The sequence below is a fragment of the Paraburkholderia sp. BL23I1N1 genome (assembly GCF_003610295.1).
Classification (GTDB): domain Bacteria; phylum Pseudomonadota; class Gammaproteobacteria; order Burkholderiales; family Burkholderiaceae; genus Paraburkholderia.
Genome location: NZ_RAPV01000001.1, coordinates 1225726 through 1249307 on the forward strand (window position 1 = coordinate 1225726; position 23582 = coordinate 1249307).

16 protein-coding genes and 3 pseudogenes are annotated in these 23582 nt (G+C 61.9%); 6 read left to right on the forward strand and 13 right to left on the reverse strand.

Translation table 11 applies throughout. The features are described 5' to 3' along the window. Window positions 1-344: 344 nt before the first annotated feature. The 3 genes and pseudogenes from B0G76_RS05760 (at window position 345) to B0G76_RS05770 (ending at window position 2601) form a co-directional block, all read left to right on the forward strand. Entirely contained in the window at window positions 345-1127 is a 783-nt protein-coding gene (locus B0G76_RS05760) for an amino acid ABC transporter substrate-binding protein (protein WP_120290807.1), read from the forward strand. A gap of 22 nt (window positions 1128-1149) precedes the next feature. Next, window positions 1150-1828, forward strand: a pseudogene (locus B0G76_RS05765) (amino acid ABC transporter permease). Then, a complete protein-coding gene (locus tag B0G76_RS05770) occupies window positions 1828-2601 on the forward strand; it encodes an amino acid ABC transporter ATP-binding protein (protein ID WP_120290809.1) in 774 nt (257 codons plus the stop codon). Before B0G76_RS05765 ends, B0G76_RS05770 begins: the two are co-directional and overlap by 1 nt. A 354-nt stretch (window positions 2602-2955) precedes the next feature. Here the strand turns inward: B0G76_RS05770 and B0G76_RS05775 are convergent, their stop codons facing one another. The 5 genes from B0G76_RS05775 to B0G76_RS05795 form a co-directional block, all read right to left on the reverse strand. Next, window positions 2956-4194 carry an IS4 family transposase gene (locus B0G76_RS05775; protein ID WP_310793959.1) on the reverse strand — a complete coding sequence of 413 codons (1239 nt, stop codon included), beginning with the start codon at window positions 4192-4194 and terminating at the stop codon, window positions 2956-2958. Between the two features lie 156 nt (window positions 4195-4350). After that, window positions 4351-6066: a 2-isopropylmalate synthase gene (leuA, locus tag B0G76_RS05780; protein ID WP_120296228.1), complete on the reverse strand. Its 1716-nt coding sequence runs from the start codon at window positions 6064-6066 to the stop codon at window positions 4351-4353. 306 nt (window positions 6067-6372) lie between these two features. Then, window positions 6373-7251: a class I SAM-dependent methyltransferase gene (locus tag B0G76_RS05785; protein ID WP_120290814.1), complete on the reverse strand. Its 879-nt coding sequence runs from the start codon at window positions 7249-7251 to the stop codon at window positions 6373-6375. A 222-nt stretch (window positions 7252-7473) separates the two neighbouring features. Next, complete coding sequence (locus B0G76_RS05790) at window positions 7474-8796, reverse strand: IS1182 family transposase (protein ID WP_120289662.1); 1323 nt, start codon at window positions 8794-8796, stop codon at window positions 7474-7476. Between the two features lie 193 nt (window positions 8797-8989). Next, window positions 8990-9625, reverse strand: coding sequence for a cadmium resistance transporter (locus tag B0G76_RS05795; protein ID WP_120290816.1), 636 nt, complete (start codon window positions 9623-9625; stop codon window positions 8990-8992). Between the two features lie 337 nt (window positions 9626-9962). Between B0G76_RS05795 and B0G76_RS05800 the strand changes: the two genes are divergently transcribed. Further along, window positions 9963-10535 carry a hypothetical protein gene (locus B0G76_RS05800; protein ID WP_120290818.1) on the forward strand — a complete coding sequence of 191 codons (573 nt, stop codon included), beginning with the start codon at window positions 9963-9965 and terminating at the stop codon, window positions 10533-10535. A gap of 99 nt (window positions 10536-10634) precedes the next feature. On the opposite strand, the pseudogene B0G76_RS05805 reads toward B0G76_RS05800, so the two are convergent. The 3 genes and pseudogenes from B0G76_RS05805 to B0G76_RS05815 all read right to left on the reverse strand — a co-directional run bounded on the left by B0G76_RS05805 (window position 10635) and on the right by B0G76_RS05815 (window position 14590). Next, a pseudogene (locus tag B0G76_RS05805) lies at window positions 10635-12508 on the reverse strand (glycosyl transferase family 1). Window positions 12509-12784: 276 nt separating this feature from the next. Next, window positions 12785-14059: a DUF3443 domain-containing protein gene (locus tag B0G76_RS05810; protein WP_120290820.1), complete on the reverse strand. Its 1275-nt coding sequence runs from the start codon at window positions 14057-14059 to the stop codon at window positions 12785-12787. Between the two features lie 66 nt (window positions 14060-14125). Further along, entirely contained in the window at window positions 14126-14590 is a 465-nt protein-coding gene (locus B0G76_RS05815; RefSeq protein WP_120290821.1) for a DUF2844 domain-containing protein, read from the reverse strand. Window positions 14591-15057: 467 nt separating this feature from the next. Between B0G76_RS05815 and bamC the strand changes: the two genes are divergently transcribed. Both bamC and B0G76_RS42765 read left to right on the forward strand, forming a co-directional pair. Beyond that, complete coding sequence (gene bamC, locus B0G76_RS05820; RefSeq protein ID WP_120290823.1) at window positions 15058-16323, forward strand: outer membrane protein assembly factor BamC; 1266 nt, start codon at window positions 15058-15060, stop codon at window positions 16321-16323. 183 nt (window positions 16324-16506) lie between these two features. Beyond that, window positions 16507-16650, forward strand: a complete 144-nt coding sequence (locus B0G76_RS42765; protein ID WP_183081999.1) for a hypothetical protein — start codon at window positions 16507-16509, stop codon at window positions 16648-16650. Window positions 16651-17151: 501 nt separating this feature from the next. Here the strand turns inward: B0G76_RS42765 and B0G76_RS05830 are convergent. From B0G76_RS05830 to thiC, 5 genes and pseudogenes are all read right to left on the reverse strand, one after another. After that, window positions 17152-18078: a DMT family transporter gene (locus tag B0G76_RS05830; RefSeq protein ID WP_120296229.1), complete on the reverse strand. Its 927-nt coding sequence runs from the start codon at window positions 18076-18078 to the stop codon at window positions 17152-17154. A gap of 382 nt (window positions 18079-18460) precedes the next feature. Beyond that, entirely contained in the window at window positions 18461-20059 is a 1599-nt protein-coding gene (locus tag B0G76_RS05835; protein ID WP_120290827.1) for an L-lactate permease, read from the reverse strand. A 386-nt stretch (window positions 20060-20445) separates the two neighbouring features. Then, a complete protein-coding gene (locus tag B0G76_RS05840) occupies window positions 20446-20949 on the reverse strand; it encodes a hypothetical protein (protein ID WP_120290829.1) in 504 nt (167 codons plus the stop codon). Between the two features lie 152 nt (window positions 20950-21101). Beyond that, on the reverse strand, window positions 21102-21314 hold the full coding sequence (locus tag B0G76_RS05845; protein ID WP_120290831.1) for a glycine zipper 2TM domain-containing protein: 213 nt from the start codon (window positions 21312-21314) through the stop codon (window positions 21102-21104). A gap of 282 nt (window positions 21315-21596) precedes the next feature. Beyond that, window positions 21597-23529 (reverse strand): annotated as a pseudogene (gene thiC, locus B0G76_RS05850) (phosphomethylpyrimidine synthase ThiC). Window positions 23530-23582 lie beyond the last annotated feature (53 nt).

The following is a 23582-nucleotide window of genomic DNA, read 5'->3' on the forward strand; positions in this document are numbered from 1 at the left end:
AATCTGACGGGCGGCCTCGCAGTGCCGCCCGTGCCCACCTTTTTCAACGCCGCGCATTCGCCGCGGCGATCCCCCTCTCGCGTTTTCCCCGATGGCGCCCAGCATGTGTTCCGTGGTGCGATGCATGCCGCGTCTGCCATATCTGCTGTAGAGTCGAATTCAACGTTGTATGAGATGTCCTGGCCGTCCGCTTAGCACGCAAGCGCATATTGATCGGAAACCTGATCCTTTGTAAAAACCTAGACCGTTTGCTACAGTCCGCCCACTCTGCCGGGCCCGACCGTCGGCGGAATGCCGCACACAAAACCATGCAACTGACGTAGCCAACTTTCCGGAGCCACCTGATGAAGTCGATTCGTTCCATTCTGCTGATCGCGCTGCTGCAAGCGGTGACCTTGAGCCCGGCATTCGCTGCTGACGAGCTCGCGCAGATCAAATCTGCGGGCGTGTTCAAGATCGGCACCGAGGGCACGTACGCACCGTTCACGTACCACGATGAATCCGGCAAGCTGACCGGCTTCGACGTCGAGATCGGCACGGCGATCGCGCAACGCCTTGGCGTCAAGCCGCAATTCGTCGAAGGTAAATGGGACGGCCTGATTGCCGGTCTCGACGTGAACCGCTATGACGCGGTGATCAATGAAGTCGCTGTCACCGACGCGCGCAAAGCCAAATACGATTTCTCGGATCCGTACATCACTTCGCACGCGGCGCTGATCGTGCGTTCGGACAACACTACGATCAAGACCTTCGACGACCTGAAGGGCAAGAAGTCGGCGAATACCTTGACCAGCAACTTCGGCAAGATCGCGGCCGCGCATGGTGCGGAGGTGATTCCCGTGCAGGGCTTCAACGAATCGGTCGACCTGTTGACCGCAGGCCGCGTCGACGCGACCGTGAACGACTCGCTGTCGTTCCTCGACTTCAAGAAGCACAAGCCGGACGCGAAGGTGAAGATTGCCGCGATCGACACGTCGGCGGACAGCAGCGACAAGTCCGCGGTGCTGATTCGCAAAGGCAGTCCTGAGTTGCAGGCCGCGATCAACAAGGCACTCGCCGACATGCGAAAAGACGGCACGTACTTGAAGATTTCGCAGAAGTACTTTGGCAAAGACGTTTCCCAATAAGCGTCACGTGCGAGTCTGAATCATGCCGGCATGGTTGCATTTGATGGCGCATTCGCTGTGGCCCCTCCTGTACGCGGGGCTTGTTTTTTACCGTGCCGCTCACGCTGGCCTCGTTCGCGATTGGGATCGTGGTGGCGTTTATCGTCGCGCTGGTCCGCCTGTTCGGGCCGCGGTGGGCGGTCACGTGTGTGCGGTTCTACGTGTGGCTGTTTCGCGGTTCGCCGTTACTAGTGCAACTGTTCGTGATTTTCTACGGACTACCGAACGTGGGCATTGTGCTTGATCCGTTGACGGCGGCGATCATTGGTTTTTCGCTGAATGTCGGTGCGTATAACTCGGAGGTGATACGCGGCGTGATCGAGTCGATTCCGAAGGGGCAATGGGAAGCGGCGTACTCGATGGGCATGACGCGTGAACAGGCGTTGCGCCGCGCGATCTTGCCGCAGGCGGCGCGCGTTGCGCTGCCGCCGCTGTCGAACTCGTTCATTGCGTTGGTGAAGGACACCTCGCTCGCTGCGGTGCTGACGGTGCCCGAGGTGTTCCAGGCGGCACAGCGGATCGCCTCGGTGACGTATGAGCCGTTGATTCTGTACACGGAAGCGGCGCTGGTATATCTGGTATTCAGTTCGGTGTTGTCGTCGGCGCAAGTTCGGCTTGAGCGCAAGTTTGGCCGTCACGCACTTTTCCAGGCGGGCAACTGATGATTCGACTGGAAAAAATCGACAAGTACTTCGGCGAGAACCGGGTGTTGACTTCGGTGGACTTGCAACTCGCGCCGGGCAACGTCACTGCGCTGATTGGCCCGTCTGGCAGCGGCAAGAGTACGCTTTTACGTTGTGTGAATCTGCTGGAAATCCCGGAGGCCGGATCACTTGAAGTGGGCAGCGAGCGCCTTGAATTCAGCCGCGATCACAAGCCATCGCGCGAGGCCGTGCTGACGATCCGCCGCCGCACCGGCATGGTGTTCCAGAATTTCCAGTTGTTTCCGCACCTGACGGTACGCCAGAACGTAATGGAAGGATTGCTAACCGTACTGAAATGGGACAGAGAAAAAGCGCGCGTGCGCGCGGACGAATTGCTTGAGAAGGTTGGCATCGCCCATAAAGCGGACGCATGGCCCTCAACGCTGTCCGGCGGGCAGCAGCAACGCGTAGCGATTGCACGGGCGCTGGCGCCATCGCCGGAGGTGTTGTTGTGCGACGAGCCCACATCGGCACTGGATCCCGGATTAGCGGCGGAGGTGGTGGACGTCCTCAAGCAGCTTGCCACGGAGGGCATGACGATGTTGATGGCGACGCATGATTTGCGTCTAGCTGCGACGATTGCACGAGACGTGGTGTTTTTGAATAACGGCGTGATCGTAGAGGCGGGCCCATCGCGCGACGTTTTCATGCAACCGCGCAAGGCGGAAACAGAGCGCTTCGTATCGACACTGACGCACAGCTTACCGGACGCTTGGACAGCGAAGAGCTGACCGAGAGAGAAAGGCAGAAACAGAAAACAGTCTATCGATAACCACTGGCGTAAAAAAGAGAGGTGCCGAAGCACCCCTCAAAAAAATCACGACAGACAACAAATAGACTACTGGTTTGCCAGCAGACCCTGCCGACGAGCACGTAGTGCGAGACGGGAGGTATGAGTGCTTTGTCACTCGCGCTGAATGAGCGAGAACACCGATTCCAGATGCACCACTACCGCAGCTGCGCGGGGGACCCGCTTAAGAGTTAGCGGTTTGTGCCGCTTTCTTTTGCCTACTTTTCTTTGCGGCAGGCAAAGAAAAGTAGGTGCCGCCCCGCACAGCAATGCTCTCAACTTAAGCTCCGCTGCATCAAGCAAGTTTGTACGCGAGATGGAAGTGGGGCTTGGCTTTTCGGGGTGGTCTTGGATAGGAGCGTGAGGGCTGTATCCGGCATCGGGTCTGGCGGATCATTTCCAGCACACCGGCGAGGCCGTCCAGGCAGCGCTGGATGCGCAGAAGACACGCGCCGAGGATGGGCTTGAGTGCGCCCAGTGCATACACCCGGTTAGGACGGCTGGCATGTCTGTCGTCGTGCGGCGCATCGAGATCGCTGAGCAGGGTGAACAGGTTGTCGGCGAGGATTTTTGCGCCGAAGTCCTGCTGTAACGCCAGGTAATCGAGGCCTGTGACGGCTTCCAGCCGCAGCCGGTGCTTGAGTCGTTTGAACGCTTCCTCGACCCGCCAGCGCTGGTGATAGAGCGCGCCGAACGATGCCGCCGGATAACGCCCGCCATCGAGCAGCGAGGTCATCAGCACCCGCACGCGACCGCCCGGCGTGACGTCGCGGATCAGGCGAACAGTGGTGGGCGTACGCGCCAGTTCATAGTCGCGGGCATCCAGTTCGCCGGGCGCGTCCAGTGTCACCACACGCTCGGCTTTACCGCTGCGGGCAAAGGCGCTGACGCATTTCCAGTTACGCGCATCGACGCGCATGCAGAACGGGATTTCGCGCTGTGCGAGCGCGGCCACCATCGCGTTGCCGATATAGCCGCGATCGAGCAGCAGCAGGTCGGTATGCGGTTGCAGCACATCGAGGGCTTCGAACAGCATCTGCCGCTCGCCGCCGTCGGCGGGATGAAGTGCAGCGTGCAGGGTCAGTTCGGAACCCGGCAGGAATAGCGCAAACGCGTAGTGATCGGCGCGCAGTTCATGGCCGCGACGCGTGCCCACACGCAGGCGGCTGCCATCAGCGGCGACCAGCCTCAGGCCGTGCCAGCGCATCGAATCGATATGGGGTTGGGCCAGCGAGATCAGGCGGGCGCGGGCCAGCTCGAACAGTTCGGCAGACACGCCCCGTCGCGCCTTGCTGAAGGCCTGTGCGCTGACAGCGCGGGTGCGCCCGCCGCGGCTTCCCAGTGCGCCGAATAGCGCGTCAAGTTCGGCCTGCACACTGGCGCACATGCCCGACATCATCAGCGCGGCCATGCGCGGCAAGGTCAGTGTGCGATTGCGGGTAAAGGCGGTGGGAGAACGACGCACGCGATCGGCGAGCGCCGGATCGAACAGGAATTCGGAGAACTCAGCCAGAAGCCTTGAGGACGCTGGTATTTGAGTTCATATCGTTGATTTATCAGTGAGTTATGCGATCGAGTTTACCGGAGCCATGCCTCGTTTACAAGCCCTTCGAGGCTTAAGTTGAGAGCATTGCCCCGCACAGGGGCAACGCTAATAAACCGCTAACATTTCAAGGCAAGGCCAAAAACATCAAATCGCCACCCGCTCATCATCCTTCAGAGCAACATCAAAAAACCGCCCTTGAGCATCAAGACTAACCCGTGCGTAAGCACGATTAACCCCACTAATAACAGCCCGAATAGAAGCAGTCACCAAATTAGCATCGATACCAACCCCAAACGCACTCCCAGCCACATCAACCCCGGCCATCTCGGCCACAGCCACAGCGCGCGCATCGGCGCCTTGTGCCAAAGCCCTCTCCTCATAGTGCTGAATCCGCACCGGCACACCAATCGCATGCATCAACGCATCAAGCGGCCCATTCCCTTCACCGGTCAATACGCGCCGCGAGCCATCAATCTCGACAGTCAGCTTGATATGCTCACGCCCGTCGGATTCAGACAAACTATGCCCAACATATCGAATCGGCGCAGCACTCTCCACATACTCCTTCTGGAACAATTCCCAGATCTGCGAAGGCGTCACTTCCTGCCCGCTGTCATCGGTATATCGCTGCACGGCAGAACTAAAATCGACCTGCAACCGGCGCGGCAAAACAACCCCATAACCCTGCTCGAGCAGATAAGCAATCCCACCCTTGCCAGACTGACTATTCACACGAATAACCGAATCATAGGTACGCCCAAGATCGCTCGGATCAATCGGCATATATGGCACTTCCCAAACCGCATCCGGCTTCTGCACGGCAAAACCCTTCTTGATCGCATCCTGATGCGAACCGGAGAATGCGGTGAACACCAGATCGCCGACATAAGGATGACGCGGATGCACCGGCAACTGAGTACATTCCTCAGCAGTGCGCGCGACTTCATTGATATTCGAAAAGTCGAGCTCAGGATCGACACCCTGCGTGTACAGATTCAACGCAAGCGTCACGAGGTCGACATTGCCGGTACGTTCGCCGTTGCCGAACAAACACCCTTCGATACGATCCGCTCCGGCCATCACCGCCAGTTCCGCGGCAGCCACCGCAGTGCCCCGATCGTTATGCGGATGTACCGAAACAATCAACGAATCGCGACGCGCGAGGTTGCGATGCATCCATTCGATCTGGTCGGCGTAGACGTTCGGCGTGGCCATTTCCACGGTAGCGGGCAGGTTGACGATCGCTTTGTGATCGGGCGTCGGCTGCCAGATATCGAACACGGCGTCGCACACTTCCTTGGCGAATTCGAGTTCCGTGCCGCTGAACACTTCCGGGCTGTATTGGAGCGTGAAGTGGGTTTCCGGCGCGGCGTCGGCGAGACGCTTCACGGTGCGCGCGGCGTTTTGCGCGAGTTCTTTCACGCCGCTTTTTTCAAGGCCGAACACGATGCGGCGAAATTCCGGCGCGGTGGCGTTGTACAAGTGGACGATCGCGCGCGGCACGCCACGCAAGGACTCGAAGGTGCGCTCGATCAGATCGTCGCGGGCTTGCGTCAATACTTCGATTGTGACGTCGTCGGGGATATGGCCGCCTTCGATCAACTCGCGTACGAAATTGAAATCGGTTTGCGAGGCGGACGGAAAGGCGACTTCGATTTCCTTGAAGCCGATCTGCACCAGCGTCTTGAACATGCGCATCTTGCGTTGCGCGTTCATCGGCTCGAACAGCGCCTGATTGCCGTCACGCAGGTCGGTGCTCATCCAGATCGGCGCGCGCGTGATGGTGCGCGACGGCCACTGGCGGTCCGTCAAATTGATGGGCTTGAACGAGTGATACTTGGTTGCCGGGTTCTTCAACATTTTCATCATCCTTGGGATCGATCAACCTGGTGTCGACCGGACGACGAAAAGCAAAGCATGGCCGCCGGTCGGAAACCGGGGCTGGGTCAGTTACTGGGGAATTGAGCGGTGCTTCGGGTGTATCAGACGGAAGCGCGCAGCAGCAGACCTAGCCCGGTAGAGCGGGCTAGTAGTAGCGATAGGGTGGTCTGGGCGCGGTACATAGTGCGCAATAGGAACATATTATTGGGATCGCGTCAAGCGCGCGCCGACCGACGGCGGCTTATCGCGGCCGGCGCGCGTTGCAATCCCGGCCCGTCCCGCCGGTCACCTGGGTTTCACGAAACGCAAGGTCATGCGATCCGATTCGCCGATCGCCGCGTATTTCGCCCGATCGACGTCGTGACCTTCATACGTGGGCGGCAGCGACCACACGCCGTTCGGATAAATTTTCGTGTCGCGCGGATTGCCGTTCACCTCGCTTTGGGCGGCCAATTCGAAGCCTGCCGCGCGCGCGTGTTCGATCACGTAGGCTTCGGTCACATAGCCGGTGTCGATGGTCTGCTGCAGCGAAGTACCGGGCGCCGCGCGATGTTCCTCGACACCGAGGATGCCGCCCGGTTTCAACGCCGCATAGAAGGCGCGCAGATTGGCGTCGACCTCGCCGTCTTTGATCCAGTTGTGGATATTGCGGAAGGTCAGTACCTGGTCGACGCTGCCGTCGGCCGGAAAGCCGCTGAACCGGCCCGCTTGCAACGTGCCGACCACCACATTGCCGTAGACAGCCGGCGTGGCCGCCAGCTTGCGCGCGAATGAGGCCCGGCCTGCTTGCTCCTCCGCCGCCAACGCGGCGTCCGGGCTGTCGTATTGCGCCTCGTACAGTTTGCCGTGGTCACGCAAATAGGGCGCGAGTATTTCCGTGTACCAGCCGCCACCCGGCGCGATCTCCAGCACGGTTTGCGACGACGCCACGCCGAAGAATTGCAACGTTTCCTTTGGATGGCGATAGATATCGCGTCCGCGGTTCTTGTCGCTGCGCTGGGGGCCGGATATTGCGGCATCGAGCGACGCCGAATCCGCCACCGTGGGAGACGTCGACGCCGAGGGGGTGGCACACGCGGCCAATAGCAGCGCCGCGCTCAGGGCCGCGAGCGTGGCACGCAGCGCGCGGGTTTGGGGAGTGGGGTGAGGGCTCATGGCAGCCATTATCGGACGGGATCCGTCTGGAAAGAAATCGTCAATCGGCATAACGATATGCGGCTGCGGTATTTGCTGTGGCCCTAGGAGTCCGCGCGGCAGACAGAATTTGAGCCTCCGGAGTTGACGCCAGATCGGGCGGCGTCAACTGCGATTGCAGTTTTGCCCGCCAGTGCGCGCAAAAATGGTTTGCCCGGGGGCGAAATCAGGCAAACTTGCCCCCTTCCGGGCTTACGCAAGTTTCATTTTCGACATTCTGCGCAGGTTCAGCGCCACGCAGACGAGCTTCCACTCGGCCTGAGCCTTGGCCAGTCCGCGCATGCTGAATTGTCGAAATCCGAGAACGCTTTTTACCCAGGCATTCGGCGGTTCGGACAGCCATTTGCGCTTTCGATAGGCCGCCTGAGTTTGCGCAGAAGTAAACTTTTCTGCCATCGCGGCGCACAGCGGGCGCTTCAGGGCATCGACCCTCACATCTTTCTTGCCCTCGCGTCCGGGCGCCACGATCAGCTCGGCGGGATGCTCGCGCAATTGCTCGAACGTCGCTTCCGACCGGTAGCCCGCGTCGGCAAGGACTTGCCTGGGATTGGCGCCAGCGTCACGCAGCACGGCAGCAAGAACGCCTGGCAACTGGCCGCTGTCGGCGGCACTGTTACCCAGTTCGGCCGCGACGATGATGTGGGCCGTGTCGTCGACGGCAGCCTGGGCATTGTAGGAATAGTCGAAGCCGCCGCCGGCGTGCTTCATGATCCGGCTTTCCGGGTCAGTAAAATTCTCCTGGGCGTCGGGCTTGGGCTCGCCGAACCTGTACTTGAAGCGCGACTTCTTTTTCGGCTTGTCGCCGCCGTCCGGCGGCGTGTCGTCGTCGCTACGACCACGCGCGATATCGGCCTGGCGCTGGCGCTCTTCCAGACGCGCACGCGCAGCACGGATGACCGCAAGCCGGTCCTCGCGCCGCGTGATCTCGGCCGGAATATCGAGTTCAGGCTCGTTCTTCTCAGCGTCATCGGCCACTTTCGCTTTTGCCAGCAGCGCATCGATCTGTTCTTTCAGTTCAAGCTCGGCTTTCTTCATCCGGTCGTAGCTCATCGCCTTGTGGCGCGAGGCATTGGCCTTGATCTTCGTGCCGTCAACGGCAATCGTCCCGAGCCTGATCAGTCCGCACTCCCTGGCCAGTTTCACCACCTGCACAAACAGGTCCGACAGTTCTTTGAGGTGAAAGGCGCGGAAGTCGCACAGCGTCCGGTGCGCCGGATAGTTGCCCGCCGCCAGGACCCGGAACGCGACATCCTCATGCAGCTTCCTGGCCAGCTTGCGCGACGAGAACACGCCGGTCGCATAGCCGTACACGAGCACCTTCACCATCATCGCCGGATGAAAGGGCTGGTTGCGCTGACCACCGCCGGCATACCGCGCATGGAAAGCGGAGAGGTCGAGTGAGTCCACCGTGTCGCTGATGTAGTAGGCAAGGTGCCCTTCGGGCAGCCAGTCTTGCAGCGCGTGGGGCAGCAACATCTGCTGCTGCGGCTCGTAGGGGAGATAGCTTGTTGTCATCTGCTAACAACGTTTACCCTGCCCGACCGGATGACATCAGACTTCTGCCGCGCACGCTCCTAGCTTCGGTCTGCACGGTGTGTGCGCCAGGTCGGCGGTCTGCAGCGGCGGAGCAGAAAGAGGCGAATCCGAACGACGGCGTGGTGCGTATAAAGGCTGTGATCAGCGCCTGCCGCGTGTTGACCCGCCTGTACTAGAGTCCGAACACGATCCGCAACGTATCGTTCTGCACAATGACAGAGACGCCAATGACCAGCAGGATCAGCGGCAGCAGCGCGGTGCCGTAACGGCGGATCGGCGCGCCCAGCAACGGATGCTCCACCAGCCACACCGCGCCTGCGCACCATATACCGATCATGGCGACGAACACCAGCGAGACGAACACGCCTTCGCTGCGCGAATGACTCGCATACAAGGGCACATAGACGGCGAGATTGTCTGAGCCATTGGCGACCGCCACGCACGCGACAGTCGACCATGACGAGCCTGCGCCGGTCGTTGTCGGGGTTGCTGGTGCTTGCACGTGCGCCGCGGCCTGCGCTGCCTTTTCTAGATCTGCGTTGCCCGGGCGAAAGCGTGTCCACGCTTTGCCCAGACCCACGCCGACCGGCAAGATGCCGAGCAGACCGACATAGCCAGTGGGCAACTGCGTCAACAATGCGGCGAGCAGAATCGCCCCCACGATCAGGACCACCGAGCCGGCAAACTGCCCGGCGATCACGCGACGCCGGTTGCCGCCCGTTTCCGCGAGGAAGGCAAGCAGCACAAAAAGGTTGTCGATATTGGTGGCCGCGTAAGCGGCGACGGCGAGCAGGGCAAGGCTGAACATGCGGGAAAGCCGGTCAATGCAAAGTGGAAAAAAAACGGATCTGCACCGATGAAGCCGGTCGAGCCGAACAGGCGGCGGCGCGGTGGAGGCATGGCGGCCGGTCAACACGATGCCGATGCAAGGCGTTGCGGTCAAGCTGTCTCTTTGGCAAGGTGTCGCCGTTAAGCTGTGTTGTTGTCTTGCGTGATGTGTGCGGCCTGCGGTTCGGTACGTTTGTGGGCGGTGCGGTTCTGTGCCTCTGCCTCTGCCTGTGTCCGTACCATGCACGTGGCCAGCGCAATGCCGGTCCGTCACCCCGTAAGCTACAATTGCCGACGGCTTGAAAAACGGAACATCAATGAAGATTCGGATTCTCTCTATCGCCTGCATAACGACCGCTGCCGCGTTGCTGGCGGCCTGCACGGCCGTCTACAAGAACTCGGATGCATGCGAGCAGTTGATGCGAAGCAAGCTGGCGGAATCGTCGCCGGATACGCTGAAGATCAGCCATACGGGCGCCGGCATCGACGGATCGCGGGTGGTCGTCGAAGGATCGATCGAGCATGTCGTGACGGCTTCGGAGGTTGCGGCCGCCTCGGCGGCTTCCGCCGCGCACGCGGCGAATGCTGCGCCACGCGGGGCGTCGGGCGTGCGTGAGGCGTCCGCAGTGTCGGAGGCAGCCGCAGCCTCGGACGCTGCGGCTGCCTCCGGCGTGACGGCCGGCGCGGCCTCGGGTGCGACAGCTGCTTCGGCGAGCCTTGCTGCGTCGGGAGCCGACGCAACCGCGCACAAATCGGCCAAGCCGGAGAAGACCGTCACAGCGGCTGCCGCCGAGTGCACGTTCCACGGCTCGGCGCTGAGCGTGTTCAGCTGGTTGGCGCCGGCAAAGCTCGCCAAGCCGGCAGATGAAGCGGCCGAAGCCACCGAGTAGCAATTTCTGTTGCACCTGCTGGGGCGCGGTTGACGCCCCTCAAGTGCTTCATGCCGTGCTCAACGAACACGGCATGTTCCGGCTAACGCAAGACGAATCTCAAGCCGCCCCGTTCGCGAGGCGGCTTTTGTTTTCGCGCAGCAGTTTCAGCACACTTTCGCCGAACGCCTGCGGCCGCCCTTCGAAGCAGCGTTGCACCGCCTGCGTGTCGATCAGGTGCTGCCGCAACGCGGTGCGCTCGTCGTGCTGGTCGATCATGCGCACCGCTGCGGCAATGTATGTCTCGACGCTGTGCGTGGTGGTCCACAACGGCACGCCCATACGTTCGGACAGCGCGCCGTCGATCTGCTCGAACACTTCCGGCCCGCGTTTGCATACACCGGGCAAACCGAGCGTCAATGCATCGACGATGCCGTTGGTATTGCCGAACGGAAACGGGCTGAGGAACAGGTCGGATTGATTGACGCGCGCCAGATAGGCGGCGTAGTCGTGAAAATCATGCACGACCGCGCCCGGCACCGCACGCGTGATGACATCGTGCAGACGGTCGAACGGCAGACCTGACGGCACGCCGCCCATGAAGTGAAACTCAACGGGTGCCGTGGCGCGCTCGCCGATTGCGCGGCATGCATCGAGAAAGCCGGGATTGAGTTTCATCGCGCTAGCGGTGACGACGATCTGCAGCGCCTCGCGCAACGGAGGAATCTCCGCGACGATGTCCGGCAGCGCGAGCGACGGGCGGTACGGTTGCCCGTCTTTCGGCAGCTTCATGAGTTGTTCGCTGAAGCAGGCCGGATCGCCGACATAATCTTCTTCGACGCTGATGTAGTCGATCTTGTCGGAATGCGTGGTGGCGGGATGGCCGAGCGCCGCGATCTGCAGCGGCGCGATGCGCAGGTTGGACATGAACACCGTCAGCACGAACATGCCGACGCTCGGCATATACAGCACGTCCGGCTGCTCGGCCTCGGCGAAGTCGCGAATCGTCTTCAGGCACTCGCCGATGTAGTCCAGCTGCTCCAGTTCGATGAAGCGGTCGAATACGTTCCGTCCCACTTCGTCGGCGGCGTAACCGAAGCCGAAGCCCACCACCTCGAAATGTTCCCGCGCGGCTTCGAGCGTGCGCGAGTGCGTGCGGTAGATCGAATGGGCGCCGGTGAACCACTCCAGCACAACCACCATCAAAGGCTTCTTGCCACGCCGCGGGTTGCCTTTGGCAGGCATACGCCTGGGTGCGGGCAGGCCGGTCAGGCCGAGTTGCGCGAGCTTGCGGCGTACCAGCACATTGATGTCCTGCTTGATCGCATGCCGCCGCGGCGTATCGGCATAGCTGCAGAACATATAGGCGTTGTGCAGCACGGCCGACGGCAGATCGTCGAGGTCGTCAATGTGCTGCAGCTTGCCGGGCAGCCACTCCAGCAGCGCCTCGAGCTTGAGCTGCGCGCTCGGCGAGCCCTTGAAGCTCGGCGACAGTAAAACGAGGGCGAGACAGGCCGCGATGGTTTTGTCGTACGCGCAGAGCGCGGCAAAGTCGATTTCCAGCTCGGACTCGGTCGAATAGAGCACACATAGCTTCTCGACGAAGCTGTCTCCGGGCAGAAACTGTGTATTCGCGGGGCCACGGGGATTCAGGTAACGGATGACGTGGTCCGCGTTGCCTGACGCGGTGGCCGAGAACAGCATGCCGATCCATTCACGCAGCGTGAGAAACAATCGGTAGTGCTCGGGGGGGGCAGCCGGAAATCCGGGTCGGCGAACAACGTGGACACCGCGCTCGTCAGACGCGTGCAGAAACGCTGGCGTTGCTCTTCGGCAGACAGGCCGGTCATGCACGAAGCCTGGAAGGTCGTGTCCAGCTCGCCGCGCGTTTGCTGGAGGCGTGCGAGTGCGACGCTGAGCTGGGCCGAGGCCTGAACATGCTGTCGCGTATAAACGAGTTGCTCGAAGTGGTCGAGCGAAAAGAGGGTTTCCATCGTTTGACTATTGTTAGATATGCAGGACTAACGATATCGAGATGACGCTAGCCGGAACCGACGATTATTGCAGTCGGGGCGTATCAAATAAGCCCGGGATGAGAATTTGGGAATTTTCCGCGCAGGAAAATCCGATCGGCTTGCAGGATTTGTTCTGATTCGGCGCGGGAGTTCGAGACTTGATAGGCGGGGGATGTTCAGGCGCTCAATGTAGGCAATCAATCGAATCCGTCCAATGCCGCTGTCAGCACAAGGCGGATTCCCGGCATTGATCACTCAGAACGCGTAATACGGACCCGGCCCGGCCGAGGTTGCGCGCGACGCGATCGCCGTATAGACCCGCCGTCCGAAAAAGAACGGCAGGCCCCAGCCGAAGCTATTGGTGGCAATCCCGGCCAGATTGTCGAATGCGTTATTCGACGACGCGAACAGCGCGCGCGAATTGCCGATGTCAAACGACACCGTGTTCGATGCGCCATCGGTCCCCACGATCGAAGCGCTTGCCGTTTGCGTCGAGCTCGGACAGTACCAGTACCCGCATTGCGGCAGCTGACTGCTGTTGAAGAAGAGCGCGTTCGAGCCGCTGTCGAGGTAGCTCAGCGTGTATGTCTGGCCGGCGCTGCTGGTGACCACATACCCGGTAGCCTGATTCGCCTTGACCACGCTTGCGCCGCCAAGTGTGTTATTCGCCTGCGTGCCGATGCCAAAGATCAACGAGCCTGACGCGCTGGCCGCGCCCGCATCAGCGATTGCCGGCAGGTCTATCACCACGCCGTTGTTGTCCAGCGCGAACCGGCTGACGGGATTGGCGACCTGCTGCGCAAGCGCCTGCGTACTCGCGAGGCAGGCGCCGCTGACGTCGCAACCGTAATACCAGCGGGGCAAGGCGCTATTGACGCAACCGCTGCCGCAGTCGGCTGCGAACAGGCCGACGCCGAGAATGCCGTTGGCGCGCAGGGTCGCGACGCTAAGCATCGACGGGCCGGAGCCGGCGCAATCGCTGGGCACGTTGGGCAGCGTGGGGTCGGCAATCAGCTGGATCGGAATCGAGGCAGCCAGTTGGCCGGCCATCCGCACGTCCGCGTTGCGGATCGCGCCCCACGCATAGCCGCCGCCGAATACCGCGCACTCGCCGGTCACGCCGCTGCCTGAACTCACGGCCGCGAGCGGGAGACTGGCCGGCAGTGCGGACGCGAGGATCCGCAGGCCGTGCGAGCCGGTGTCGACCTGAATATTGTCGATCGTCGCGCAATTGCCGGTGCCGGGCTGGCAGACGGTGACGCTGGTCGTCAGCATGTTGCGGGTCAGGCCGGGCGCGGTGCTGACCGCGATCGGCTGCACGTTAGGGATGGTCGATTGCGGCACGGACACGGCTGTGCCGGCGTCCCCGGATGGCGCGTTGGCGCCGGGTGAACTCGCGGCACTCGGACTGCTGGCCGGGCTGGCTGCCCCTGCCTGTGACGAGGCGGTGTTGCTGCCGCTGCCGCCGCCACAAGCGGCGAGTGCTGCGCAGAGAAGGAGCAGCGCCTGAAGACGAGGAGGATTTTTCATGAGCTTGTCGGCAATCGGATCGTCGAGGCGTTGTGCGAGTGGCGTGCGCGCGGTGTTAGCGGCAACTCAGTGGAAATCGCCGGCCGTGACGCCGGGCGGTAAGGCCGCCGGCAGCCACGCGCGTCCGACGTAGCCACGCATCGGACCGCCGGATTCCACGATCACATCCGGGCGAATCACCCGCGAGGCGTGCAGGTTGCCGTCCGGCGCGGACGAGGCGGCGCCCGTGCGGTAGGAGTCGGCGTACGGTCCTAGCAGCGCGCGCAGATCCGGCATGGTCGGGCCTTGCCTGGTGTAAGCGATGATCTCGCCGGTATTGGTCGCGTATTCGTTGACGGTGGTATTGCCCGCATCGGTCATCGTGCGCAGGCGTAAGGCGCCGTTCAGGAGGATTTGCGGCGCCGCGGCCGTCGAATTCGCCTGGCTGGGCATCGTGCCGCCCAATTCGGCGCGCGCGTCGGTGCTGGCGCACAGCACGGCAACCACCATGATCGAGGCGGCAAAGGCCGGTGAAAAGGAAAGATTTGGCATGGCCACCTGTCTCGCTATTGGAAAACCCAGAACGCTCAGGCTTTTTTGAGAAGTCCAATTCAAGGTAACACTCAGGTTTCCTGATCGTTGTCAGGCGCGGCGCGCGGCACCTCAGCCAATCTCGAAAATAGCGTGTGACGGGGCGGGAAAGTGTCTTTTAAACAATGATCTGACAATGAAGCAGGACATGTCCGACGGGTGTTTAGGAAGTGTTGTGAACTGTTAAATTTGCCACCTGGGGGAGAGGGTGGCCGCCCTGAAGCGGGGCGCTTTTCTGCGATGGGCGGCGCGCGCCGCGCGGCGATTCTTGTGTGTCCATATCCGTCGCCGCGGCGCGCATTTGGCCTGCGGCGCGCTGCTCAATTCATGGGCAAACCCCGGTTTTTGCACATGTCCCCCCGGGATCGGTAAAATGTTGGGTTGATCCACGGAAACTTGCCGTGGCGTAGCGGAAGGATTCCCCGAACATGACTGATCTTCGTCTTACCAAGCGGTTTGCAGTAATGCTGATGGCAGGCGGTCTGGTCGCCGGCTGTGGCACTTCGTCGCCGACCAAAATCGACTACAAAAGCGACTCGAAATCGAAGCAGGTGTCACTTGCTGTACCGCCGAACATGATCGATGAGACGGCCGATCAGCGTTCGTTGCCCCCGCAAGGCGGCGAAACCTCGCTGTCCACGCTGAAGCAGGTCCAGGCGCAGGCGCCCGCCGCCAACACGCCGACGGTGGTGCCGCAGGTGAACGGCATGCACATCCAGCGCGACGGTACGGAAAGCTGGCTCGTGATCGACAATAAGGCGCCCGACCAGGCATGGGCGCAAATCCGCCGTTTCTGGCAGGAACAGGGTTTCCTGCTGGTGGTTGATCAGCGCGACAAGGGCGTGATGGAAACCGACTGGAACGAAACGCACGCGCAGATCAACGACGGCCTGATCCGCGACACGCTGTCCAAAGCCATGGGCAATAGCTACGTGAGTTCCGAGCGCAACAAGTACCGCACGCGTCTCGAAACGGCGCCGAACGGCGGCACCTATGTGTTCGTCAGCCAGAAGGGCATGCGTGAGGCCGTCACCGGCACGAACAACGAATCGACCAAGTGGGAAGCCAAGCCGAACGATCCGGGCCTCGAGCAGGAATACCTGAAGCGCTTGATGGCAGCGCTGGCGCTGGCCGATTCGCGCACGAGGTCGGGCGATACGCAAAGTGCCGCGCTTTCACCGGCGGGTGCGCAAACGGCGCCGAACGCGGCTACGGCGGGTGCGCAAACGGCGCCGAACGCGGCTACGGCGGGTGCGAAGTCGGCGGCTGCGGCCACGGCGGCGCAAAACGTCGCGCTGTCGGCGCAATCGCCTATGCCTGACGACTCGGCGAACAGCACGGCGGCGCAGTTCTCGTCCACCGAGCTGACGCTCGGCGAGCCGTATGACCGCGCGTGGCTGCGTGTGGGCTTGGCGCTCGACCGCAGCAACTTCACCGTTGACGATCGCGACGCGAGCCGCGGTTTGTACTTCGTGCGCTACGTCGATCCGAAGGACCTGACGTCGGCGGAGCAGGGCTTCTGGAGCCAGGTGTTCCACGGCAAGAAGGAAAAGGTCGCCAAGCAGTATCTGGTGAACGTCCGCGCCGTAACGCCTGACCAGACCCGTGTGGCCGTGGTTGACGACAAGGGCGCGATCGATCAGAGCCCGCAAGCCAAGCAGATCATGAGTCTGATGGTCGACCAGTTGCACTGAAGTAAGGTGTAGCCAGCAGCGAATGCTGTCAGAAAACCCGCCCGGCACGCAGCCGGGCGGGTTTTTTTACGCCCACGTTTTATCTATCGCGGCATAGGCCTTTAGATCGTTGTGATGGCGCGCACGTGTTTTGCTTTCTGTCTGAAACACCGGTATGAACCGGCGCTCAACGGGGAGATGGCTATGTTTGAGGTGATTCCTTACTGGATGTGGGCGGCGAGCTTGCTCGTCCTGGCGCTCGTATGCGGCGCGGCCCTGGAGCCGCGCGAGGCGCGGCGGCCAACGGGTCTGCGGGTCAGGCATACGGCTTCGCAGCGCACGAAATGATCGGTGCCCTGATGTCCGACTCGCTTCAAACGCATGAAGCGGGACCGCGCGGCCGCCCTTGTGCGGCCGCATGTAACGTGACGTTACCCCGGTGACGTAACTCGCAAAACCCCTTCCGCCAATCCTGTCAATACCCTTTCTTCTCAAAAAACTTCAATAACAATCAATAGCTTGCGAACAAATTCTCGTGGAATTACATAACTGGCACGCAAGCTGCTTTTATAGACTCATGGGGCCGGATTCGTAACATCCGACGTGAGTTTGCGGCGAGTTTCAGATCGGCGATTCCCAGACCCTTTCAGCACCGGCGAACGAACCGGTGCTTAGCCCGATGATGGCCGGCGCGCGTGGCGCGCGGCCTCGGTGGCCCCGTCGCCTATCCTCGTAGGGCGACGGTTTCGCCCGCACTCCAACGGAGTGCGGGCTATTTTTTGGGGTGTCCGGAATGGGTTGCGAGGCTGGACTGCCTGGTGTGGACGCGGCCAGCGGTGGAGGCGGTTTTCAGGTGTCGGCGCGGCGCGGTCCGAACCACGGCAGGCGTTTGATCACGCCGGTGGCAAGCGCGGTGCCGACGAGAATCACACCGCAGCCTTCCAGCATGCCCGGCGACACGGTTTCGCCGAGAAACAACGCCCCCCAAAGGATGCCGAAGATCGGAATCACAAAGGTCACCGTAATCGCGCGCGCCGGCCCGACCACTGCGATCAGATGGAAGAACAGCATGTAGGCAACGCCGGTACATGCCACACCCAGCGCGATGACCGCGCCCCACGAGTGCAGCGAGATCGGCGCAGCCGGCCAGTAGATGACGGCGAGGGGCAGCAGCACGATGGTGGCGCCGGTCATCGTGCCGGTCGCAACGGTCAAGGCGTCGACGCCCGTCAGATGGCGCTTCGTGTAATTGGCGGCGATGCCGTAAAGCAGCGTGGCGCCGAGCGCGGCAGCGGCGGCGAGCGCGGTGCTCAACGGCGTGGCGGTCGAGCCGTTAGGCGCGGCGATCTGATCCCACACCAGCATCAGGACGCCGAGGAAACCGATCACGAGACCGAGCGTGCGCAGCGCGCTCAGGCGGTCGCGCAGCCATAGAAAGCCGACGAGTGCGCCCCACAGCGGCGTGCTCGCATTGATCACGGATGTCACGCCCGCCGACAGCGTCAGCTCGGCATACGCGAACAGACAGAACGGCGCCGCCGAATTCAGAATGCCGACCACGAGCAGCGGAAAGGCGCGCGTGCGCAGGATCGCTGCGGACTGGCGTACCGGCCGCCGCGCAATCAGCACGATGGCGAGGAAGAGCGCGCCGATACCGACGCGCAACGCCATCAGCGGCGCAACGCCGAAGTCGGTCACGCCGACGCGGATAAACAGAAACGAGGCGCCCCATAGGGCGGCCAGGATCAGCAACTGCAGGAGGTTTTTGGCATTCATTGTCGTGGCGTCGCGCGCGGTTGAGTCGAGACGCACGCGCATCGTAGCAGCGCGAGCGTCCGAAACGTTTCAGGTTGGAGTGAAACGGCAAGATTCAGGGGGAAGGGCGTCTGACTGTCGCCATCGTAAGCGCAGGCGGGCCCGCTGCAAAACGAGCAATTCTCACGCTGATGTGAGAGAAATTGCGATGAGGTTGGCGCGTTGGAGATGCGGCGGCAGGCCTGGCGGAGGGCGCGTGCATAGGGCGTGAATTATTTTGCGGCAGCGCGCCCGCCGATTCACCGATACGGATGCTCACCATCTGAACTGGCCCATCGCGCGCTCTGCCGCTTCCAGGAAGCGCCAGAGCGCATGCAGTGACGTCGACGGGCGGAAGGACACCTCAGTGCGGAATCATCCCTTGCAGGGCGTTCTGCTGCAGCCATACCAGCACGCCGAGGATCACCGTCAACAGAATCGAATGCTTGAAGGTCTTGGCGAACACCACGCCTTCCTTGCCTTTGAGTTCGGTCGTCGCCACGCCGGTCGAGATGTTTTGCGGCGAGATCATCTTGCCCATCACGCCGCCCGACGAATTGGTCGCCGCCATCAGGATCGGGTTCAGGTTCAGCTGATGGGCCGCCACCACCTGCAGGTTGCCGAACAACGCGTTGCCCGAGGTGTCGCTGCCGGACAGGAACACCGCGACCCAGCCGAGGAACGCCGACACCAGCGGAAAGAACGGTCCGACCGACGCGGCACCGAGCCCGAGCGTGTAGGTGAGGCCCGAGTAGTTCATCAGATAGGCAAGCGCGACGATGGTCGCCACCGTCAGAATGGCGATGCGCGTCTGGACCCAGGTGTCGACAACGGCCTTGCCAAATTCGCGCGCGCCGAGACCCGTCACAACAGACGTGATGAGGGCGGCCACCAGAATCGCCGTGCCGGTGGCGAGCGGCTGGAAGTCCCACACCGCGCCGTACGGCGTGTTGTACAGGGTGATGTACACGGCCTTGTCGAGGCCCGGCCACGGCACCTTGACGTCGCCGATCAGGAAGATTTTGGCGATGGTCCAGACGATCACCACGGCCGAGACGATGATCCACGGATACCAGCCCTGGGTGCCGCTGATCTTGCCGCGTACTTCGCCCACGTGATCGATGTTGATCGCGAACTTCGGATCAGCGGCGGGCTTCCATACACGCAGGAACGCGATCGTCAGGATCAGAGAGACCAGTGAGGACAACACGTCGGTCAAACTGTAGTTGACGTAATTCGCCGTGACGAACTGGGTCAGCGCGAAGCTGGCGCCCGACACCAGCAGCACCGGCCACACGCGCAGCATGTTACGAAAGCCCGCATAGACGCCGATCACGTAGAACGGCAGCAACAAGGCGAAAAACGGCAGCTGCCGTCCGACCATTTTGGCGAGCGTGTCGGCCGGCAGGTGCGTGACTGCGCCGAGCACCGTGATCGGCACGCCCAGCGCGCCGAACGCGACCGGTGCGGTATTGAAGATCAGCGTAAAGGTGAGCGCTTCGAGTGTGGGGAAACCGAGGAGGAACAAGAGCGAACTGGTGATGGCGACGGGCGTGCCGAAGCCGGAAATCCCTTCGAATAAGGCGCCGAAAGAAAAACCGATCACGACCAGCACGACGCGGCGGTCGTTCGGCAGGTTATCGATCATCCACATGCGAAAGGCCGCGAAGCGGCCCGAGCGCTGCGAGATGTTGTAGAGCAGGATCGCGGTGAACACGATCCACATCACCGGCCAGCAGGCGAACACCGCACCGTTGGCGACCGAAGCGGCCGCGAGTCCGACCGGGAACTGCCAGACGAAGATCGCCACGATCAGCCCGACGATCAGCCCCGCAAGCGATGCCTGCCAGGCCGGCCGACGCGCCCAGCCGAGCAGCAGCAACACGACAATGATCGGCAAGGCGGCGACGAGGAATGACGGCAATAGCGAATTGCCGACTGGAGTGAGTAGTTGGTGAAACATCACGTCTCCTTCGTTGCTGTTCGAAATCGACGCGGGACTACGCACTACGGGGCGCGTCGCTTGGCTAGGACGGATGGGCGTCGGCGGCGCGTCGAAGACGTGCCGGGTCGCTTATTTAAACAGGTACTGCGTGTGGCTTTCCCAAGCATAGGGCCAGGTTGGGGCGCGTCAAGAAGGGAAAGTACGGGCGAAGGAGAGGAGGGAGCGCTGCGTCTTGCGTGCAGGGATCGTCGCGGTGTGATGCACGTGAGGGCCAGTCCGGCGCGTCATGGCGCGTGCTGGCGGGCAGCGGGGTGCGCAGGTTGTGAAGCCAGGATCCGTCCAGTGTCCAGGTTGCTGCGGGCACGGGACGGTCAAAGCAGGTCAGCGAGATTCAGTTGCGAGATTCAGTGCCAGTGACCGTGGCCACCCCAGGAGCCGCCATGGCCGCCACCCCAGTAACCGCCAAACCCGACGCCGATCGAGACCGATGGCCCATACCAGCCCGGGTAGCCGTAATAAGCGGGATACACCGGTGGCGGATAGTAGGCAGGATACGCGGGCGCAAGGTAGACGGGCGGGGCGGCTGCCACCGTATACGCGGGCGGCGGGTTCTGCTGCGCGTTCTGGGCCCGCTGCGCGGAAGATTGCTGTGCCTGCTGTACCGCCTGTGGATCGGGCGGCCCGACTTGCACGTCTTGTTGCGTGGCGCCCGCGGGGACCGTGGCGTAATACGGATAGTAGCCGCCGGGATAGTAACCGTACGGGTAGTAACAACCGGACAGCGTCAGCACGCAGACAGCGCCGGTGAGCGCAAGCCCCGCTTGTGAAATACGAGGCGAAATACGTGCAAAGCGGCGCGGCAGCCACTGGCCGATCGTGCCAACCGTGTTGATGATGCGGGACTTCATGACGCGCTCCTGTTTGAATCGGACGCCGCCATGCGGGGCGTATGGCCTGAGCTTACGCCCCCGCCGCCCCGGCAGGATTGCAAAACCGTAACGGCTTATTTCACGTCATTGCAAAGAATGTTGCCGCCTTCTCAGGAACGCGTCGCCGGCGCTTACTTGCCGACCTGATTACCGATAATGCCGCCTGCCGCCGCACCACCAATCGTCGACAGTGCATTGCCGCCGATCAGCCCACCTGCGGCGCCGCCCACACCCGCGCCGATTACCGTATCGCGTTGCCGCGTGGTCATGTTGTCACACGCGGAAAGACTGGCGACAACCGCGACGATCGCCGCGAGCGTACCGAGTTGTCGAATCGATTTCATGATGCTGACTCCATTCGTTGTGTCTGAAGATGTTTGCGTGGAAATGGACAGATCACCCCCGTCCTTACATTTGATCTTATCGCTGCAGCCCGTATCAGGATGTGTGGGCTTGTCAGCAAATTGTCGGTTTCGTAATCAAATGTTTCCCGTGAGCCAGCAGGCCGCATGCCCGCCCGCGCAGAAACGCAAAAGCCCGCCGGTGGCGGGCTTCGGTGCTGCAATGCAGTGACGCAGAAAGCTCGAACGGCGGGCAACGTACTCAGGCGCCCGCGTTTCCGATCCTTACTGCCGCTGATAAATCTCAGCGCCCTTCTTCATGAACTCGATCGACTTCACTTCCATGCCTTTCTTCAGCGCATCGTCGTCGGAGAGGCCTTGTTGCGCTGCGAATTCGCGCACGTCCTGCGTGATCTTCATCGAGCAGAAGTGCGGACCGCACATCGAACAGAAGTGCGCGACCTTGGCCGAATCCTTCGGCAGGGTTTCGTCGTGGAATTCGCGTGCCTTGTCCGGGTCGAGACCGAGATTGAACTGGTCTTCCCAACGGAATTCGAAACGCGCCTTCGACAACGCATTGTCACGCACCTGTGCGCCCGGATGGCCCTTCGCCAGATCGGCGGCGTGCGCGGCGAGCTTGTACGTGATGATGCCGGTCTTGACGTCGTCCTTGTTCGGCAGACCAAGGTGTTCCTTCGGCGTGACATAACAGAGCATTGCCGTGCCGAACCAGCCGATCATCGCCGCGCCAATGCCCGAGGTGATGTGGTCGTAGCCCGGCGCGATATCGGTTGTCAACGGTCCCAGCGTGTAGAACGGCGCTTCGTCACACCATTCCAGTTGCAGGTCCATGTTTTCCTTGATCAGCTGCATCGGCACGTGGCCAGGGCCTTCGATCATGGTTTGCACGTCGTGCTTCCACGCGATCTGCGTGAGTTCGCCGAGCGTCTTCAATTCGCCGAGTTGCGCTTCGTCGTTGGCATCGTAAATCGAGCCGGGACGCAGGCCGTCGCCGAGCGAGAAGGCCACGTCATACGCCTTCATGATTTCGCAGATGTCTTCGAAGTGCTCGTACAGGAAGCTTTCCTTGTGGTGAGCCAGGCACCACTTCGCCATGATCGAGCCGCCGCGCGAGACGATACCCGTCATGCGCTTGGCCGTCAGCGGCACGTATTGCAGACGCACGCCCGCGTGAATCGTGAAGTAGTCGACGCCTTGTTCCGCCTGTTCGATCAGCGTGTCGCGGAAGATTTCCCACGTCAGGTCTTCCGCCTTGCCGTTGACCTTTTCGAGCGCCTGGTAGATCGGCACCGTGCCGATCGGCACCGGGCTGTTGCGAATGATCCACTCGCGTGTTTCGTGAATGTGCTTGCCGGTGGAGAGATCCATCACCGTGTCGCCGCCCCAGCGGATCGCCCAGGTCATCTTGTCGACTTCTTCGCCGATCGACGAAGTCACCGCCGAGTTGCCGATGTTCGCATTCACCTTCACGAGGAAGTTACGGCCGATGATCATCGGCTCGCTTTCCGGGTGATTGATGTTGTTCGGGATGATCGCGCGGCCACGGGCGACTTCTTCGCGCACGAATTCCGCGGTGATTTCCTTCAGGCCGTCGGGACCGAATGCGCTCGCGCCGAATGCCTGGCCCGGATGCTGGCGGCCCATCATCGCGGCGAGCTTTTTCGCCGTTCGGACCGCTCGTCTTCAGGCTTTCCAGATACGCGGCGCGTTGCTGGTTCTCGCGAATCGCGATGTATTCCATTTCCGGCGTGACGATGCCGCGACGCGCGTAGTGCATCTGCGAGACGTTCTTGCCGGCGATGGCGCGGCGCGGCGTGCGGTGCAGGCCCTTGAAGCGCAGATCGGCGGTGGCGGTATCGGCGGCGCGTTCGCGGCTGAAGTCGCTCGACAGGCCCGTCAGCGCTTCGGTGTCGCCGCGCTCTTCGATCCAGGCTTGACGCAGCGCGGGCAGACCGGCGCGGATGTCGATTTTGGCTTCCGGATCGGAGTAGGGGCCCGATGTGTCGTAGACGAAGACCGGCGGATTTTTCTCGCCGCCGAAGCTATCCGGCGTGTCGGCCTGGGAAATCTCGCGCATCGGCACGCGAATATCGGGTCGCGAGCCGGTCACGTAGACCTTGCGTGAATTCGGCAGCGGCGCGACAGCGGCGGCATCGACATGGGCGTCGGCGGAAAGGAACTTCGGATTGGCGTTCATGCATATCTCCGTGCATAGCAATGTGGGGCGGCTAAGCAGGAGACGAGATGGAA

What these genes read in the sequence shown, in the direction of transcription:
- B0G76_RS05760 (WP_120290807.1), top strand. Translation starts at nt 345, where the DNA reads ATGAAGTCGATTCGTTCCATTCTGCTGATCGCGCTGCTGCAAGCGGTG.
- B0G76_RS05770 (WP_120290809.1), top strand. Translation starts at nt 1,828, where the DNA reads ATGATTCGACTGGAAAAAATCGACAAGTACTTCGGCGAGAACCGGGTG.
- leuA (WP_120296228.1), bottom strand. Translation starts at nt 6,066, where the DNA reads ATGTTGAAGAACCCGGCAACCAAGTATCACTCGTTCAAGCCCATCAAT.
- B0G76_RS05785 (WP_120290814.1), bottom strand. Translation starts at nt 7,251, where the DNA reads ATGGCTGCCATGAGCCCTCACCCCACTCCCCAAACCCGCGCGCTGCGT.
- B0G76_RS05790 (WP_120289662.1), bottom strand. Translation starts at nt 8,796, where the DNA reads ATGACAACAAGCTATCTCCCCTACGAGCCGCAGCAGCAGATGTTGCTG.
- B0G76_RS05795 (WP_120290816.1), bottom strand. Translation starts at nt 9,625, where the DNA reads ATGTTCAGCCTTGCCCTGCTCGCCGTCGCCGCTTACGCGGCCACCAAT.
- B0G76_RS05800 (WP_120290818.1), top strand. Translation starts at nt 9,963, where the DNA reads ATGAAGATTCGGATTCTCTCTATCGCCTGCATAACGACCGCTGCCGCG.
- B0G76_RS05810 (WP_120290820.1), bottom strand. Translation starts at nt 14,059, where the DNA reads ATGAAAAATCCTCCTCGTCTTCAGGCGCTGCTCCTTCTCTGCGCAGCA.
- B0G76_RS05815 (WP_120290821.1), bottom strand. Translation starts at nt 14,590, where the DNA reads ATGCCAAATCTTTCCTTTTCACCGGCCTTTGCCGCCTCGATCATGGTG.
- bamC (WP_120290823.1), top strand. Translation starts at nt 15,058, where the DNA reads ATGACTGATCTTCGTCTTACCAAGCGGTTTGCAGTAATGCTGATGGCA.
- B0G76_RS42765 (WP_183081999.1), top strand. Translation starts at nt 16,507, where the DNA reads ATGTTTGAGGTGATTCCTTACTGGATGTGGGCGGCGAGCTTGCTCGTC.
- B0G76_RS05830 (WP_120296229.1), bottom strand. Translation starts at nt 18,078, where the DNA reads ATGAATGCCAAAAACCTCCTGCAGTTGCTGATCCTGGCCGCCCTATGG.
- B0G76_RS05835 (WP_120290827.1), bottom strand. Translation starts at nt 20,059, where the DNA reads ATGTTTCACCAACTACTCACTCCAGTCGGCAATTCGCTATTGCCGTCA.
- B0G76_RS05840 (WP_120290829.1), bottom strand. Translation starts at nt 20,949, where the DNA reads ATGAAGTCCCGCATCATCAACACGGTTGGCACGATCGGCCAGTGGCTG.
- B0G76_RS05845 (WP_120290831.1), bottom strand. Translation starts at nt 21,314, where the DNA reads ATGAAATCGATTCGACAACTCGGTACGCTCGCGGCGATCGTCGCGGTT.